At 67.7% G+C, this 16143-nt stretch carries 14 protein-coding genes; 5 read left to right on the forward strand and 9 right to left on the reverse strand.

All coding sequences use genetic code 11. The features are described from left to right. Positions 1 to 4 precede the first annotated feature (4 nt). The 4 genes from NQ204_RS11760 to NQ204_RS11775 all read right to left on the reverse strand — a co-directional run bounded on the left by NQ204_RS11760 (position 5) and on the right by NQ204_RS11775 (position 5408). Positions 5 to 1036, reverse strand: coding sequence for an SPOR domain-containing protein (locus NQ204_RS11760; RefSeq protein ID WP_116863810.1), 1032 nt, complete (start codon positions 1034 to 1036; stop codon positions 5 to 7). Positions 1037 to 1114: 78 nt separating this feature from the next. Beyond that, a complete protein-coding gene (gene folC / locus NQ204_RS11765; RefSeq protein ID WP_256643942.1) occupies positions 1115 to 2386 on the reverse strand; it encodes a bifunctional tetrahydrofolate synthase/dihydrofolate synthase in 1272 nt (423 codons plus the stop codon). A gap of 35 nt (positions 2387 to 2421) precedes the next feature. Beyond that, a complete protein-coding gene (locus NQ204_RS11770) occupies positions 2422 to 3066 on the reverse strand; it encodes a histidine phosphatase family protein (protein ID WP_256643943.1) in 645 nt (214 codons plus the stop codon). 179 nt (positions 3067 to 3245) lie between these two features. Then, on the reverse strand, positions 3246 to 5408 hold the full coding sequence (locus NQ204_RS11775; protein ID WP_256643944.1) for a S46 family peptidase: 2163 nt from the start codon (positions 5406 to 5408) through the stop codon (positions 3246 to 3248). Between the two features lie 216 nt (positions 5409 to 5624). Between NQ204_RS11775 and tdh the strand changes: the two genes are divergently transcribed. Beyond that, complete coding sequence (gene tdh / locus NQ204_RS11780; RefSeq protein WP_116863820.1) at positions 5625 to 6647, forward strand: L-threonine 3-dehydrogenase; 1023 nt, start codon at positions 5625 to 5627, stop codon at positions 6645 to 6647. A gap of 92 nt (positions 6648 to 6739) precedes the next feature. Here tdh and NQ204_RS11785 read toward each other — a convergent pair whose 3' ends face one another. Further along, the gene (locus NQ204_RS11785) at positions 6740 to 7435 is read right to left on the reverse strand and encodes a TorF family putative porin (RefSeq protein ID WP_116863806.1); all 696 of its coding nucleotides are present in this window, start codon (positions 7433 to 7435) and stop codon (positions 6740 to 6742) included. Between the two features lie 196 nt (positions 7436 to 7631). Here NQ204_RS11785 and kbl point away from each other — a divergent pair, with 196 nt between their 5' ends. Continuing rightward, positions 7632 to 8840: a glycine C-acetyltransferase gene (kbl, locus tag NQ204_RS11790; protein ID WP_200753815.1), complete on the forward strand. Its 1209-nt coding sequence runs from the start codon at positions 7632 to 7634 to the stop codon at positions 8838 to 8840. Positions 8841 to 8957: 117 nt separating this feature from the next. Here the strand turns inward: kbl and NQ204_RS11795 are convergent, their stop codons facing one another. The 4 genes from NQ204_RS11795 to NQ204_RS11810 form a co-directional block, all read right to left on the reverse strand. Further along, positions 8958 to 9293: a hypothetical protein gene (locus tag NQ204_RS11795; RefSeq protein ID WP_116863804.1), complete on the reverse strand. Its 336-nt coding sequence runs from the start codon at positions 9291 to 9293 to the stop codon at positions 8958 to 8960. A gap of 86 nt (positions 9294 to 9379) precedes the next feature. Beyond that, positions 9380 to 10189 (reverse strand): pseudouridine synthase, encoded by an 810-nt coding sequence (locus NQ204_RS11800; RefSeq protein WP_256643945.1) that lies wholly within the window; start codon positions 10187 to 10189, stop codon positions 9380 to 9382. 20 nt (positions 10190 to 10209) lie between these two features. After that, the gene (locus NQ204_RS11805) at positions 10210 to 10722 is read right to left on the reverse strand and encodes a hypothetical protein (RefSeq protein WP_108767867.1); all 513 of its coding nucleotides are present in this window, start codon (positions 10720 to 10722) and stop codon (positions 10210 to 10212) included. Positions 10723 to 10941: 219 nt separating this feature from the next. Beyond that, complete coding sequence (locus NQ204_RS11810) at positions 10942 to 12036, reverse strand: OmpA family protein (RefSeq protein WP_116863801.1); 1095 nt, start codon at positions 12034 to 12036, stop codon at positions 10942 to 10944. Positions 12037 to 12591: 555 nt separating this feature from the next. On the opposite strand from NQ204_RS11810, the gene yczE reads away from it, so the two are divergent. From yczE to NQ204_RS11825, 3 genes are all read left to right on the forward strand, one after another. Continuing rightward, positions 12592 to 13233: a membrane protein YczE gene (gene yczE, locus NQ204_RS11815; protein ID WP_256643946.1), complete on the forward strand. Its 642-nt coding sequence runs from the start codon at positions 12592 to 12594 to the stop codon at positions 13231 to 13233. Between the two features lie 105 nt (positions 13234 to 13338). After that, the gene (locus tag NQ204_RS11820; RefSeq protein ID WP_116863799.1) at positions 13339 to 15369 is read left to right on the forward strand and encodes an NADPH-dependent 2,4-dienoyl-CoA reductase; all 2031 of its coding nucleotides are present in this window, start codon (positions 13339 to 13341) and stop codon (positions 15367 to 15369) included. A gap of 295 nt (positions 15370 to 15664) precedes the next feature. Further along, positions 15665 to 16123: a cell wall hydrolase gene (locus NQ204_RS11825; protein ID WP_004154513.1), complete on the forward strand. Its 459-nt coding sequence runs from the start codon at positions 15665 to 15667 to the stop codon at positions 16121 to 16123. The last annotated feature ends 20 nt before the right edge of the window (positions 16124 to 16143 follow it).

Here is a 16143-nt window from a genome sequence, read left to right on the forward strand (position 1 = left end):
AAGGTCATGGGTGCGGGCGCACCATGCCGGCCACGCCGACCTTGGCGGCGACCTGCGCCTTCAGCTGTTCGGCGTCGGCGCGGTTGGCCACCGGCCCGACCCGCACGCGGTGCAGGGTGCCCTTCTCGGTGCGGACCTGCTCGACGAAGGCGCTGAAACCGGCGGCGCGGACCTTGTCGCGCAGTGCATTGGCGTCATTGGCCTGGCCGAACGCGCCCAGCTGCACGGCGAAGCCGACGCTGCTGGCAGCCGGGGCCGCCGGCGTGGCCGGGGCCTCGGGCTTGCTGGCCGTCGCTTCCGGCTTCGGCTGCGGCTTGGCCGGTTCCGGCTTGGGCTGCTGCTTGGCCGCTTCCGGCTTCGGGGCCGGCGGCGTCGCTGCGGTCGGGGTACTGGCCGGCAGGCTCTCGCTGCGCACCGGGTTGGCGGCCGTCTGCGACGGCGCAGCAACCGGAGTGCTGGCACTGGGTGCGGCCGGGGTGGCGGCCACGGCCGCGGACGGCGCGGTGCTGGCGTCCAGGGTGATCACTTCGGCCTTGACGTCGCCGCGGACCTTGACGGCCTGCAGGCGCGCGGCTTCGGCCTGCGCGCGGTCGGCATACGGCCCCACGCGCACGCGCCAGGCCGGGCGGCCATTGATCGATGCGGTTTCGGTGAAGCCCGGCAGCTGCGAACGCTTCAGGTAGGCGATGACGGCATCGGCATCGGCCTGGCTGCCGTAGGCACCGAAGGTGACCGCGTAGTTGCCGGCAGCGACGGCCGGCGAGGTATCGACGGTGGGCGGCGTGGCCGGGGCGGCAGCCTCCTCGACCGGCTTGGCCTGGCCGCTCTGCAGGCCGGTGGCGCCACCGGCCGGGGCGACCAGCGGCAGCTCACGGGTTTCGAACTGGCCATCGCCCGGCGCGTCGGGCGCGGTGATCGGCACATTGGCCACGCCACTGTCCGGGGCAGGCCCCTTGACCAGCATCGGCAGGAAAATCACGGCCAAGGCCACCAGGACGATGGCACCAATCAGACGCTGTTTCAGGGGCGTATCCACGTGAGGCAGGCGACAGGGCGGAGATGGGTCGATTATACGGGTGCCGGAGCGGACGCGTCGGCGCTGGCTGAACGCGGATCAGGAACGGTCCTGCAGCCACTGCAGCGCGGCGGCAGCGGTGTGGAACGAGCCGAACACCAGCATCCGGTCACCGCGACCAGCCTGGGCCAGCACCTGCTGCAGCGCCTGTTCGACGCTGTCGGCCAGCGCGGCCGTAGCGGCCGGCGTATCGGCCAGGCGCGCCTGCAGTTGCTGCGCGGTCTGCCCACGCGGGCCTTCAAGGCCGGCCAGGGTCCACTGCGCGACGCTGTCCTGCAGCGCCTGCACCACGCCCACGGCGTCCTTGTCCTGCAGCGCCGCGTACACCGCCAGGGTGCGGCCGGGCGCCACTTCGGCCTTCAGCGCGCGCGCCAGCTGGCCTGCGGCCTGCGGGTTGTGGCCGACGTCCACGCGGATCTGCACGCCATCGCGCTCGAAGGCCTGCATGCGGCCGGCGATGCGCGCGGCAGCGATGCCCGCGGCCCAGGCGGCACGCGGCACCGGCTTGTCCAGCGCGCGCAGCGCGGCAATGGCGGCACCGGCATTGGCCAGCTGGATCGGGCCGGCCAGAGCCGGGGTCGGCAGCTCCATGCGCAGGCCGACATCGCGCCAGCGCCAGCGCTGGGCATCGATGGGCTCGTAGAAATAATCACTGCCGCCGCGGATGGCATTGGCGCCCACCAGGTAGGCGCGTGCCAGCACGCTGGACGGCGGATCGGTCTCGCCCAGGATCACCGGCTTCCAGCCGCGGATGATGCCGGCCTTCTCGGTGCCGATCGCCTCGCGGTCCTCGCCCAGCCACTCGGCATGGTCGATGTCCACGGTGGTGATGACCGAGACGTCGGCATCGATGATGTTGACCGCATCCAGGCGGCCGCCCAGGCCTACTTCCAGCACGGCCAGGTCCAGCCCGGCATCGGCGAACAGCTGCAGCGCGGCCAGCGTGCCGTATTCGAAATAGGTCAGCGTGATGTCACCGCGCGCCGCTTCCACCGTGTTGAACGCCGCGATCAGCGCGGCGTCGTCCACGTCCTGGCCATCGATGCGCACCCGCTCGTTGTAGCGCAGCAGGTGCGGCGAGGTGTACGCGCCGACCTTCCAGCCGGCGGCACGGCCGATGGCCTCGATGAAAGCAACCGTGGAGCCCTTGCCGTTGGTGCCACCGACCACGATGGTGTGCCCGGCCGGTGCGCCCAGGCCCATCGCGGTGGCCACGGCGCGCACGCGCTCCAGGCCCATGTCGATGGTCGCCGGGTGCTGGCGTTCAATGTAGTCCAGCCAGTCGGCCAGGGTGGTCGGGGTGTTCGTCACGGCAGGGGTTCCAGCAGAAGCAGGTGGTTCGGGAATCAGAGGGCGCGGTGCTTGGCTTCGCCGAAGAACGGCGTGTGGTGGGCGCAGTCGTTCAGGCGCACCACTTCCAGGCTGTCCAGGTCGGGGCCTTCGAGCAGGTTCAGGGTGGTCGGCGCCTGGCGGAAGGTCCACAGGCGGGAAATCGGCAGGCCGAGCACCTTGCACAGGATCACCCGGTTGACCGCGTCATGGGCGACCACCAACAGGGTGTCGTGCTCGCCGAGGCCTTCGGCGGCACGCGCCAGGCCACGCCAGCTGCGCTCGAGCACCAGGCGCAGCGATTCGCCGCCGGGCATCAGCACGGTATCGGGCTCCTCGCGCCAGGCCTTCAGGCGCGACGGATCTTTTTCATTGATCTCGCTGGCCAGCAGGCCTTCCCACTCACCGTGGGCGATTTCCTGCAGTTCCGGTTCGGTCTGCAGCATGGCGGCGCGGTCGGCACCGAGGGCGAGCTGGGCGGTCAGCTGGGCGCGCGACAGCGGCGAGGCCACCGCACGGGTGATGTCCACCGAAGCGAGACGGGCACCCAAGGCCTGGGCCTGGGCTTCGCCGATGGGCGAAAGCGGGATGTCGATCTGGCCCTGGTAGCGGCCTTCAGCGTTCCACGGCGTTTCGCCGTGACGGGCAAGCAGGATGCGCATGCGAACAAGGGGTCCTGGGGGGAGGAAGGTTCCGCGTTCGTTCACATCCTGTGAAGTCAGCGGAACAGGGATGATACCTGTTCGGCGGACCGGGCCGGTCGGGGCATGAAAAAACCCCGCGACCTGGGTCGCGGGGCTTCAGGTTTGCGCATGGTTGCCGGCCAGCGGCCGGCACTAACTTACTTCGCCAGGTTCAGTTCCTTCAGCAGCTGCGGCGCCGGCGCCACTTCCTGCATGATCCACTGCATGTAGCGGCTGTCCACGGCGATCATGCGGGTCATCACCGGGTCGAACACCCAGTTGGAGCTGACCGATTCCCAGTTGCCGTCGAAGGCCAGGCCGACCAGCTTGCCGTTGGCATCGAGCACCGGCGAACCGGAGTTGCCGCCGGTGATGTCCAGGTTGGACAGGAAGTTCACCGGCACCGAACCGATGCGCTTGTCTTCCAGGCCGCCGTAACGCTTGGCCTTGACCGCATCCAGCAGCGCCTTCGGCGAATCGAACGGATCTTCGCCGGTTTCCTTGGCTGCCACGCCTTCCAGGGTGGTGAACGGGGTGTACTGCACGCCGTCCTTGCCATAGCCCATGACGTTGCCGAAGGTGATGCGCAGCGACAGGTTGGCGTCCGGGTAGACGAACTCACCCTGGCTCTTCTTGTAGTCGGCCACGGCCTGCAGGTACAGCGGACGCGCGGTCAGCGATTCGCCTTCGCGGATCTTGCGCTGTTCTTCCTGCTTCAGCAGCGCCGGCATGACGGCCACGGCGTACTGGATGGCCGGATCGGTGCTGGCTTCAAAGGCGGCGCGGTCGGCAGTGAACCACTTCAGGCGCGTGTCGAGACTGCCCAGCTGGGTGCCCGACAGCTTGCCGACCAGCGACTTCACGGCGGCCTCGTCGCTGCCAGCCAGCCACTTGTTCAGGGCTTCGTTGTCACGCTGCGCGGCCGGCAGGGCGACGTACTGGTCCAGCCAGTAGGTCTGCAGCTGCTGGTCCATCTTCGCCACGTAGCGGCGGTCCATCTGCTTCAGGCCACCTTCGATGGTGGTCAGGTCGCGCTGCTGGTAGCCGGCTTCGCGCTCGGCGTCCGGCTTGGTGCGCTCGATCGACAGGCGGTACAGGGTGATGGCGGCGCTGACGGCCGAGGTATTGTTGAACTGCGACACGAACAGGTCGCGCTCACGCGTGGCCTTGCTGGTGTCCAGGTGCTTGAGCAGCTGCGCGTGCGCGGCCAGGGCCGGCTTGCCGGCGGCGCCCTGCTTCTTCAGCCAGGCCAGCACGGCCGCTTCTTCGGCCTGCTTCTGGCCGGCCGCGTCGATGCGCTTGAAGCCTTCCAGCTGGCCCAGGTAGTTCTTGGCCACGTTGTTCATGCTGGCTGCGGTGGCGGCGTACTTCACCTTCACGTCCGGGTCGGCCTTGCCGGCCTCGTCGATCATCTTCAGCACCGCGTTGTAGTGGCGGGCGATGGTCGGGTAGGTGAAGCTGGCGGTCTCGTTGAACTCACCGGCCAGGGCGTAGCGGTTGGTGCGGCCCGGGTAGCCGGCCACCATCACGAAGTCGTCGGCGCCCAGCGGCTGCTCGGCGAACTTCAGGAAGTGCTTGGGCTGGTACGGCACGTTGTCGGCCGAGAACGCCGCCGGCTTGCCATCCTTGCCGACATAGGCGCGGTAGAACGAGAAATCGCCGGTGTGGCGCGGCCACATCCAGTTGTCGATGTCGCCGCCGAACTTGCCGACGCTGCCCGGGGGCGCGTAGACCAGGCGCACGTCCTTGATTTCCATGTTGCGGAACAGGCGGTAGGTGTTGCCGCCGCTGAACGAGTACAGGCGGCAGCGGAAACCGGCATCGGCTTCACAGGCGGCCACCTGGGCCTTGTCGAACGCATCCAGGGCGCGGCTGCGGGCCAGCGGATCCTTGCCGGCGGCCGCGATGGCGGCCTTGGCCCGGGCGGTGACGTCGGTGATCTGGTCGAGCACGAACACGCGGGCGTTCGGGCCGGCGCTCAGTTCATCGCTGAGCTTGGGCGCGTTGAAACCGTCCTTGATCAGGTTCTTCTGCGCGGTCGAGTTCAGCTGGATGGCGCCGTAGGCACAGTGGTGGTTGGTGACCACCAGGCCCTGCGGGGAGACAAAGCTGGCGGTGCAGCCGCCGAGCGCGACCACCGCGCCCATCGGGTCGCCGGTCAGGTCGGCCAGCTGTTCCGGGGACAGCTTCAGGCCGGCCTTCTGCAGCGGGCCGGCGATTTCCGGCAGCTGCTGCGGCACCCACATGCCTTCGGCGGCATGGGCGACCTGGACCAGCCCGAGGCTGGCGACGACGGAGAATGCAAGCAGGTTCGAGCGCATCGAGCGGCCCCTGGTGAAAGAACCGCCGAGTGTAGCCCAGCCCCCGGCCCCGTCCCGATCCCCGGAAGTCATGGGCCGGCCCACTGCCCTCCGCCGGGCATGGCCCGGCGCTACCGGGAGCGCCAAAGCACCCGCAGCGCAACATGGGAATCCCGCGCGGGCCTCTATAATCCGCGTTTTCCCCCTGATGAGTTCCACCCGATGGCGCAGCAAACGATGAAGGCCCTGGTCAAGCGCGAAGCAGCCAAGGGCATCTGGCTCGAAGAGGTTCCGGTGCCGACCCCGGGCCCGAACGAGGTCCTGATCAAGCTGGAAAAGACCGCCATCTGCGGTACCGACCTGCACATCTACCTGTGGGACGAATGGAGCCAGCGCACCATCAAGCCCGGCCTGACCATCGGCCATGAGTTCGTCGGCCGCGTCGCCGGACTCGGCTCGGCCGTCACCGGCTATGAAATCGGCCAGCGCGTCTCGGCCGAAGGCCACATCGTCTGCGGCCACTGCCGCAACTGCCGCGGCGGCCGCCCGCACCTGTGCCCGAACACCGTCGGCATCGGCGTCAACGTCAACGGCGCCTTCGCCGAATACATGGTGATGCCGGCCAGCAACCTGTGGCCGATCCCCGACCAGATCCCGTCCGAGCTGGCCGCCTTCTTCGACCCGTACGGCAATGCCGCGCACTGCGCGCTGGAATTCGACGTCATCGGCGAGGACGTGCTGATTACCGGCGCAGGCCCGATCGGCATCATCGCCGCCGGCATCTGCAAGCACATCGGTGCGCGCAACGTGGTGGTCACCGACGTCAACGACTTCCGCCTGAAGCTGGCCGCCGACATGGGCGCCACCCGCGTGGTCAACGTCGCCAACCAGTCGCTGAAGGACGTGATGAAGGAGCTGCACATGGAGGGTTTCGACGTGGGCCTGGAAATGAGCGGCAACCCGCGCGCCTTCAACGACATGCTCGACTGCATGTACCACGGCGGCAAGATCGCCATGCTCGGCATCATGCCCAAGGGCGCCGGCTGCGACTGGGACAAGATCATCTTCAAGGGCCTGACCGTGCAGGGCATCTACGGCCGCAAGATGTACGAGACCTGGTACAAGATGACCCAGCTGGTGCTGTCCGGCTTCCCGCTGGGCAAGGTGATGACCCACCAGCTGCCGATCGACGATTTCCAGAAGGGCTTCGACCTGATGGAAGAAGGCAAGGCCGGCAAGGTCGTGTTGAGCTGGAACTGACCGGCATACGGTAGGGCCGGGCCATGCCCGGCGTCGCTGGCAAGAAAAAGGCGCCCATCGGGCGCCTTTTTCGTGGCGTCAGCAGCGCAGCCTCACTTGCCGACCGAGACGGTCAGCACCACGCGGTTGTCAGCCAGCTTGCCCGAGTTGTCGCGACCGTTGCCATCCGTGCCGTAGAAGCCAAGGCCGACGTTGACCATGCCGATTGCGCGGCTCACGCCGATGTTGAAATCAGTGTAGTCCTTGGCCAGGCCGTGTTCGAACGTGCTGCGGCCGACATTGGCGGTAATCGCGAAATCGTTCGGCAGCGGCCATTCGCCGCCCACCGCGTAGTACCAGCCGTCGGTGCCGCTGTTCCACACATCGTTGGTGTAGGCCACGGTAACGTTGTAGTTCTTGGCAAAACTGGTCTTGGTTATCAGTTCGTTGTAAGCCAGCTCACTGGCACCCGGGTAGGTGTAGCGGTTGAGCATCACGTCGAAGTTCACGTTCTCGCTGAAGTCGACGTTATAGCCGACGAAGTAGTCGACCTCGAAGTCCGGGCTGCCATTGCCGAAATCCACGCCCGACCCCCAGACACCTGCGTACACGCCCACCGGCGAGGTATAGGTGAGGCCGGCCTGGCCGGTGGGGTTTTCATCGGTCTGCGACACGCCGCGGAACATGTAATCGGAGACGCCGGTGATGTTCCAGCTGATCGGCGAAGTGGCCTCTTCCTGGGCACTGGCGGCGAACGGGGCAAGGCAGAGGGCAGCAGCAACGGCGAGGCAGCGGCAGGCAGTCTTCATGGACATCTCCGGATGGCGGTGGCGGGGGGAGGCGGGTGGCGCAGCCGGCGGAATCGCTACCGGTTCACGGTTTTTTAACCTGTTTGATATTGCGATGCAACATGTGCCGGCCATGGCGATGGCCCGCCGCAGGCGGCTGCCGGCCACCGTTGCCCGGTAGAATCAGCGGTTTCCCGTGCTGAGCCGTGCCCACGCCATGACCGAGACCTCCTCTGCCCTGACCCGCCACTACGCCGAGGAACTGGACGCCATCCGCGCCCAGGGCCTGTTCAAGTCCGAGCGGATCATCACCAGCCCGCAGTCGGCCGAGATCACCCTCGACGACGGCCGCACCGTGCTCAACTTCTGCGCCAACAACTACCTGGGCCTGGCCGACCACCCTGACCTGATCCAGGCGGCCAAGGACGCCCTGGACACCCACGGCTTCGGCATGGCCTCGGTGCGCTTCATCTGTGGAACCCAGGACCTGCACAAGCAGCTGGAAAAGCAGATCGCCGACTTCTTCGGCAAGCAGGACACCATACTGTACGCGGCCTGCTTCGACGCCAACGGCGGCCTGTTCGAGCCACTGCTCGGCGAGAACGACGCGATCATTTCCGATGCGCTGAACCACGCCTCGATCATCGACGGCGTGCGCCTGTGCAAAGCCAAGCGCTTCCGCTACGCCAACTGCGACATGGCCGACCTGGAAGCGCAGCTGCAGGCTGCCGATGCCGCCGGCTGCAAGACCAAGCTGATCACCACCGACGGCGTGTTCTCGATGGACGGCTTCATCGCCCCGCTGGACGAGATCACCGCGCTGGCGAAGAAGTACAACGCGCTGGTCCACATCGACGAATGCCATGCCACCGGCTTCCTCGGTGCCAGCGGCCGCGGCTCGGCCGAAGTGAAGGGCGTGCTGGAGAAGATCGACATCATCACCGGCACCCTGGGCAAGGCCATGGGCGGCGCGCTGGGCGGCTTCACCTGCGCCAGCGCCGAGGTGATCGAGCTGCTGCGCCAGCGCTCGCGCCCGTACCTGTTCTCCAACTCGCTGCCGCCGCACGTGGTCGCCGCCGGCATCAAGGCCTTCGAGATGCTGGCCGCCGCTGACGACCTGCGCGACACCCTGGCGCAGAACACCGCCTACTTCCGCGAAAAGATGACCGCTGCAGGTTTCGACGTGAAGCCGGGCGTGCACCCGATCAGCCCGGTGATGCTGTACGACGCCCCGCTGGCGCAGAAGTTCGCCGAGCGCCTGCTGGAAGAAGGCATTTACGCGATCGGCTTCTTCTTCCCGGTGGTGCCCAAGGGCCAGGCCCGCATCCGCACCCAGATCAGCGCCGCGCACACGCGTGAGCACCTGGACCGCGCCATCGATGCGTTCACCCGCATCGGCCTGGAACTGGGCGTGATCAAGGGCTGATGATGCACCGGGGTCGGATCCCTTTCCGCAGGAAAGGGCTCTGACCCCACCAACAGCTTCCGCGCTACGCGCTCGCCGGGCACGGCCCGGCGCTACCGGCGTGACGCGCAACGCGCATCACTTCTTCTTTTTCTTCTTGTCGTTGGGCTCGTCCTTGCTGGCCACCACCACCGGCTTGGCGGTGGCGTCCTGCGCGTTGCCCTTGGCTACACGGATGCCGTTGGCCTTCATCCAGGCATCGAACTCGTCGGCGGTCATCTTGTGGTCGCCGTCGCTCATCATGAAGCGGTAACTGCCGCGGCCGTCCAGTTCCGGGGTCTTCACTTCAACCACCGGCGTTTCCACCAGGGTTTCTGCCTTGGCCACTTTCTTGTGGCCGCCACAGGCGGTCAGCAGTGCGAGCGGCAGCAGCAGGCTGGCGCAGCGCAGGGTTCGGTCGAGGCTCGGGTACATGGGCACGCTCCGTTCAAATGAATCGAAAGCCAGGCGCCCCCTACGCCTGGAACGGTGGCCGGCAGCTGCCAGCCGTGGGCCGGACTTCAGCCCGGTGCAGCGGCCCCCAGCCGCTGCTGGTCGCTGACCTCCAGCACCCGCCACTGGCCCTTGCCGAGATCGCCGAGCGCCAGCCCGCCGATCGCAACCCGGACCAGGCGCAGCACCTGCAGGTCGAAGGCCGCCAACAGGCGGCGGATATGGCGATTGCGCCCCTCTTCGAGGACGACCTCCAGCCATGCGGTCTTGTCGCCGCTGCGCAGCACGCGCACGGCCCGGGCGACCAGGAACTCGCCCTCGTCGTCGATGCCGGCCTGCAGCGCGGCCAGGGTGGCCTCGTCCGGCAGGCGGTCGATCTGTACGTGGTAGGTCTTGTCCGGCCCGGTCTGCGGATCGGTCAGGCGCGCGGCCCACTGCGGGTCGTTGCTGAACAGCAGCAGGCCTTCGCTGGCCTTGTCCAGCCGCCCGACCGGCGCGATCCACGGCAGGCCGGCGCCATCGAAGCAGCGGTAGACGGTGTCGCGGCCACGCTCATCCTGCGCGGTGGTGACCACCCCGCGCGGCTTGTTGAGCATCAGGTACAGGCGCTGCGGCGCGCCCAGCGGCTGGCCGTCCACTTCGATGGGCGGTGCCGGCTGCGCAATCGGGAACTCGGGATCGCGGACGATGCGCCCGGACACCCGCACGCGACCGTCAGCGATCCAGCGCGCGGCTTCGGTACGCGAACAGACGCCCGCCTTGGACAGCACGCGCGCCAGGCCATGACGGACACCGGCGGGTGCGGCAGGGGGCTTCGCACGCCCACGCGGAGCGTGGGAGCGGGCGGCGGGGGTGGCAGGAGGGCGGCGCGTGCGCAAGCCTCTGCTCCCCGCGCGGCTTACTTCTTCTCGCCCGGCTTGGTCTCAGCCGGTGCTTCGGTGGTGGCCGGGGCGGCGGCAGCGGCCGGCGCCGGACGCGCCTTGACCACGCGCACGCCACGCGCCTTCATCCAGGCGTCGAACTCTTCTGCAGTCATGCGCTTGCCGTTCTGGCTCATGTCAAAGCGCCATGGCGTGTTGTCGAACTCGGTCTGCGGCTTGTAGGCCGCCGGATCGTTCGGCTTCACCGCCGGTGCGCTCGGGATGGCCTTGGCGATGTTCTGGCAGCCATCGATGCGCAGGCGCTGCAGCACCTGGTCCAGCGACTGCGAGGGATCGTAGCTGCTGCCCAGCACGCCGCTGGACATGCCCAGCTGGGTGCCGCGGATGTACAGCTCATCGGCCACCGGCGCGATGGCCGTGGCCGGCAGGGGCAGCGGCGAGGCGCTGGTGTTGACCGAGCAATCAACCGCCGCGTGGGCGACGGGAACCAGGGCCAGCGCCAGGACGGCGGCCGATGCAGAGCGCAGCATGAGGTGCATCCACGAGAGGAAGTGACGCGGCGAGTTTAGCAATGCCGCGACAGCTTTCAAGCGCCACTTTCAATGAATACGGCAACTCATTGGTTTTGCGGGCAAAATACCGACGAACGGTCGTTCAGAGGGCGGGACGGCTGTGTTTCCCGGGCCCACAGACAACAAGACCCGGCCGAAGCCGGGTCCTGCTGTGTCTTACTGGCAGAGCGTCAGAACTTAGTTCTGGACGTTCAGCTCGGTACGACGGTTCTTGGCGCGACCTTCCGGGTTATCCGAACCATCCGGGTTGGTGTTCGGGGCAATCGGACGGCTCTCGCCGTAGCCGATCGGGCCCTGCAGACGGCCAGCGTCCACACCGTTCTGGGTCAGGTAGTTGTACACGGCGGTGGCGCGACGCTCGGACAGCTTCTGGTTGTAAGCGTCGGTACCCTTCGAGTCGGTGTGACCGGCGACTTCAACGCGCAGGTCCGGGTAACGCTTCAGGATTTCCGAAGCTTCCGACAGGATGGCCACAGCGTCCGGACGCAGGTTCGACTTGTCGAAGTCGAAGTTCACGCCCTTCAGGTCGATCGAGACCGGCACCGGGCAACCGTCCGGACCGATGGTCTGACCCGGCTGCGAGTTCGGGCACTTGTCGTCGCAGTTGTTGACGCCGTCACCGTCGTCATCCAGGTCGGCGCAGCTCGGGGCAACCGGAGCCGGAGCCGGGGCAACAGCGGCCACCGGGGCCGGGCCCAGCGGGATCACGACGCCGACCGAAGCCAGCACGTCGCCGAACCAGCTCTCGTCGCGCGCGGCAACGCTCTGGTCGTCGAAGTCAGCGCGGTAGGCCACTTCGGCGCGAACAGCAACGCGCTTTTCGAAGGTGGTCTGCAGGCCGACGCCCAGCTTGGCCGACAGGTTGCCGTCCTTGCGCTCACGCGGACCGTTGTTGTCCAGGGCAGCGTATTCTTCTTCCGACTTCTGGTAGCCCAGGCCGCCGACGATGTACGGGTTCCAGCCGCGGCCTTCCTGGATGAAGTGGCGACGAACGTCGAACGAGATGCCGTACTGGGACCAGTTCAGGTCCTGGTTGGCGTCGAAGTTCGGGTTCTGGTAGTTCAGCTCACCGTCCAGCGACCAGTTCGGGCTGATGAACTTGCCCAGGCCCAGAGTCACGAACGGAGCGTCATTGGTCAGACGGTCGCTGTCCTGGAAGTTGAAGCCGGCCGAACCGGTCAGGTACCAGCGGTCATCGAACTCCTGCGCGGACGCAGCCTGGGCGAAAGCCAGACCACCCAGCAGCGCGGCAGTAAGGATCTTCTTGTTCATTGAGTACAGCTCCTATTTCGGGGGTATGAAACCGGTAGAGGCATGGGCCAGCACTACTGCGTCGATGTTCGACAGCCGATTCAGCACGCCACCGCCGCGAACATTATGCTCAGGCGGGTGAAGGTCATGTTAACAGTCACGTAACATGTGAAGCGTCGCACCCGACCAGCCAACGATTCGACGTTGAAACCCTATACAGGATCATGAAAATCCGCAAGACACCCATGCGGCAAGGGTTTGGAGGGGATTAAGGAGAACAGGCGAGAGAGTTAGCAGACGGCTTGGCGGCGGGATTCAGCGCGCGCCCATTGAAGTGAGGAACCTTGTGACAGGAACCGCTCCCCGGCCGTAGAAGTGGTGAAAACGTCATTCGATGTCGTGGTTTCAGTTGCGCACCGACCGATATCCTTCGCTCCGGCCCGTCATTACCGTTGATCCGGAACAGCGCATTGGCGGTCACGCTGCTGTACGCGCGCATTGCCTCGCATCTGTATCTATAACGAACGCCGAAGCGGGACTACGGTGGGAACAGATCTCCCCTCCCCCGGAACCCCCATGCCCACCGCCCTGCGCCTGCGCCTGCTGCAACTTGTCACCGGCCTGTTCCTGTATGGATTCGGCATCGCCCTGATGGTGCGCGCGGCCATCGGCGTGGCGCCGTGGGACGTGCTGTCACAGGGCATCACCCTGCACTCGCCGCTGTCGTTCGGCCTGGTCACCAACCTGGTGGGCCTGGTGGTGCTGCTGCTGTGGTGGCCACTGCGGCAGAAGCCCGGCGTGGGCACGGTGCTCAACGTGCTGCTGATCGGGCCGTCCGCGCAGTTCGGCCTGTGGCTGCTGCCGCCGGCCGTCGGCCTGGCGTGGCAGCTGCTGCTGTTCTGCGCCGGCCTGCTGCTGATCGCGCTGGCCACCGGCCTGTACATCGGCGCACGGCTCGGCCCCGGTCCGCGCGATGGGCTGATGACCGGCCTGCATGCACGCACCGGCTGGCCGATCTGGAAGGTCCGCACCCTCATCGAAGGCAGCGCGCTGGCGGTGGGCTGGTGGCTGGGCGGCAACATCGGCCTGGGCACGCTGGCCTTCGCCGTGCTGATCGGCCCGCTGTGCGGATTCACCCTGGGCTGGTTCGGCATCGGCCGCCCGGCGGGTGGTAGCGCCGGGCCACGCCCGGCGAGCGCGCAGCGCGGCCACGGGTGACCGCATCGCCGGGCATGGCCCCGCGCTACCGTGCGCTGCACCAGCCCTTGCCCCGGCCGCGGTTTCGCGGCACGCTGCGCGCTTCCGTACGCAAGCGTATCGACCATGTCGCCAGCCAACGAAACCGCCTACCCGCACCTGTTCTCCCCGCTGGACCTGGGCTTCACCCAGCTGCGCAACCGGGTGCTGATGGGCTCGATGCACACCGGCCTGGAAGATCGCGCCCGCGACTTCCCGCGCCTGGCCGCCTACTTCGCCGAGCGCGCCGAGGGCGGCGTCGGCCTGATCGTCACCGGCGGCTTCGCGCCGAACGTGGTGGGTTGGCTGAAGCCGTTCGGCGGCAAACTGTCCTGGCCGTGGGAAGTACGCCCGCACCGCCAGCTCACCGCCGCCGCGCACCAGCACGGCGCGAAGATCTGCCTGCAGCTGCTGCACGCCGGTCGCTACGCGTATCACCCGCTGTCGGTGGCGCCGTCGAAGCTGAAGGCGCCGATCAATCCGTTCACCCCGCGTGCGTTGTCGGCCAGCGGCGTCGAACGCCATATCGCCGACTACGCGCGCAGCGCCAGGCTGGCCCGCGAGGCCGGCTACGACGGCGTGGAAGTGATGGGCTCGGAGGGCTACCTCATCAACGAGTTCATCGCCCCGCGCACCAACACGCGCACCGATGCCTGGGGTGGCGACGCAAAGCAGCGCATGCGCTTCGCGGTGGAGATCGTGCGCCGCATCCGTGAGGCCTGCGGGCCGGACTTCATCATCATCTACCGGCTGTCGCTGGTCGACCTGGTCGATGACGGCAGCAACTGGGAGGAGATCGTGCAGCAGGCGCAGGCCATCGAGGCCGCCGGCGCGACGATCATCAATTCCGGCATCGGCTGGCACGAGGCGCGCATTCCGACCATCGCCACCTCGGTGCCGCGTGGGGCCTTCGCCGGGGTCACCGCCAAGCTCAAGCCGCACGTGAAGGTGCCGCTGGTGGCGACCAACCGCATCAACATGCCCGACGTGGCCGAGCGCATCCTGGCCGGTGGCGGCGCCGACATGGTGTCGCTGGCACGCCCGCTGCTGGCCGACCCGCAGTGGCCGAACAAGGCCCGCGCCGGCCGCGCCGAGGCGATCAACACCTGCATCGCCTGCAACCAGGCCTGCCTGGACCACGTGTTCGAGAACAAGCTGGCCAGCTGCCTGGTCAACCCGCGTGCCGCGCACGAGACCGAGCTGGTCTACCGCCCGACCACCGCACCGAAAAAGGTCGCCGTGGTCGGTGCCGGGCCGGCCGGCCTGGCCTGCGCCACGGTGGCTGCCGGACGTGGCCACCAGGTCACCCTGTTCGATGCCGGCGGGGAGATCGGCGGCCAGTTCAACGTGGCCAAGCGCATCCCGGGCAAGGAAGAGTTCCACGAGACCCTGCGGTACTTCCGCCACAAGCTGGCCGAAACCGGCGTGCAGCTGCGCCTGGACACGCGCGCCGACGCGGCCGCCCTGGCCGGCTTCGACGCGGTGGTGCTGGCCACCGGCATCACCCCGCGCAAGGTCGATTTCCCCGGTGCCGACCACGCCAAGGTGGTCAGCTACCTGGACGTGCTGCTGGGCCGGGTCGAAGTCGGCGCCAACGCGGCGATCATTGGCGCCGGCGGCATCGGCTTCGATGTCGGCGAATTCCTCAGCCATGCCGGCCCCTCGCCGTCGCTGGACCCGCAGCGCTGGATGGCCGAATGGGGCGTGGACAGCCGCTTCGAGGCCCGCGGCGCCCTGGCCACCCCGCAGGTGGAGGCTTCGCCGCGTCGCCTCTGGCTGCTGCAGCGGAGTGCCGGCAAACCCGGTGCGCGGCTGGGCAAGACCACCGGCTGGATCCACCGCGCCACGCTGAAGGCCAAGGGCGTGCGCATGCTCGGCGGTGTGGAGTACCTGGGCGTGGACGACGATGGCCTGCGCATCCGCGTCGAGGGGAGCGAACAGCTGCTGCCGGTCGACCATGTGGTGGTCTGCGCCGGGCAGGAACCGAACCGTGCGTTGCTGGCCGAACTGCAGGCCGCGGGCATCGCCGCGCAGCTGATCGGCGGTGCCGATGTGGCTGCCGAACTCGACGCAAAACGAGCAATCGATCAGGGCAGCCGGGTGGCTGCCGCGCTGTAGTTCGACCCTGAATGGGGGACGGAATGTGATTTCCGTCACCCGGCGCGAACCTGAATGTCAAGCAAGCCGATTCAGGATGCGTTCGGCAATCCCCCCCTACCTTGCGCCAACTTTCCGCTCACCAGCCAGTTTCCGGTGAGCCGGCGCGACCCCCTCGATCGGATTGATCGTTTCTTTTGGGGTCGCCCACGGGGCGGCCCCGATGGCCGCCTCCCCATGACGCCAAGTCGTACCCCGGCCCGCAGCCCCCGCTGCGGGAATCCAGAGGTGCGGCCCACACGGAGCAAGGAGTTACATGAAACTGGCCTGGATTCTCTGGCTGTCGCAGTTGTTGCCGCAGCCGGCCGCTGATTCATTGTGTTTGAGCACCACCGTTTACCTGGAAGCCCGCGACCAGACCCTGCGCGGCCAGCAGGCCGTCGCCGAAGTCGCACTGCGCCGCCTCGACAGCGGCCTGTGGGGTGATTCGATGTGCCAGGTGGTCACCGCGCGCAAGCAGTTCGCCCCGACCATCGTCTCCCCCGGCACCCAGCTGGGCAACGATGCGGCCTGGAGCGAGGCGATGAACGTGGCCTTCGACGCCGAGCGCAACTGGGCGCTGCCGGCCGGCGAACGCCGCGAGATCGTGCCCGGCGCCAGCCACTTCGCCGCGCTGTCCATCGCCAGCCCGAATTGGCGCAATGCCTACCAGGTGGCGACCATCGGCGACCACACCTTCTATAAGGTGCAGAACCTCAAGCCTCGCCAGTCGTAACGATCTGTTGCCGGCGGCAG

Source organism: Stenotrophomonas testudinis (assembly GCF_024499815.1).
In the GTDB taxonomy this organism is placed as follows: Bacteria; Pseudomonadota; Gammaproteobacteria; order Xanthomonadales; family Xanthomonadaceae; genus Stenotrophomonas.

Bases quoted from the DNA above. Each gene is read 5' to 3' on its own strand.
- NQ204_RS11820 (WP_116863799.1), top strand. From the start codon at position 13,339: ATGTCGCCAGCCAACGAAACCGCCTACCCGCACCTGTTCTCCCCGCTG.
- kbl (WP_200753815.1), top strand. From the start codon at position 7,632: ATGACCGAGACCTCCTCTGCCCTGACCCGCCACTACGCCGAGGAACTG.
- tdh (WP_116863820.1), top strand. From the start codon at position 5,625: ATGAAGGCCCTGGTCAAGCGCGAAGCAGCCAAGGGCATCTGGCTCGAA.
- NQ204_RS11770 (WP_256643943.1), bottom strand. From the start codon at position 3,066: ATGCGCATCCTGCTTGCCCGTCACGGCGAAACGCCGTGGAACGCTGAA.
- yczE (WP_256643946.1), top strand. From the start codon at position 12,592: ATGCCCACCGCCCTGCGCCTGCGCCTGCTGCAACTTGTCACCGGCCTG.
- NQ204_RS11775 (WP_256643944.1), bottom strand. From the start codon at position 5,408: ATGCGCTCGAACCTGCTTGCATTCTCCGTCGTCGCCAGCCTCGGGCTG.
- NQ204_RS11795 (WP_116863804.1), bottom strand. From the start codon at position 9,293: ATGTACCCGAGCCTCGACCGAACCCTGCGCTGCGCCAGCCTGCTGCTG.
- NQ204_RS11805 (WP_108767867.1), bottom strand. From the start codon at position 10,722: ATGCTGCGCTCTGCATCGGCCGCCGTCCTGGCGCTGGCCCTGGTTCCC.
- NQ204_RS11825 (WP_004154513.1), top strand. From the start codon at position 15,665: ATGAAACTGGCCTGGATTCTCTGGCTGTCGCAGTTGTTGCCGCAGCCG.
- NQ204_RS11785 (WP_116863806.1), bottom strand. From the start codon at position 7,435: ATGAAGACTGCCTGCCGCTGCCTCGCCGTTGCTGCTGCCCTCTGCCTT.
- NQ204_RS11810 (WP_116863801.1), bottom strand. From the start codon at position 12,036: ATGAACAAGAAGATCCTTACTGCCGCGCTGCTGGGTGGTCTGGCTTTC.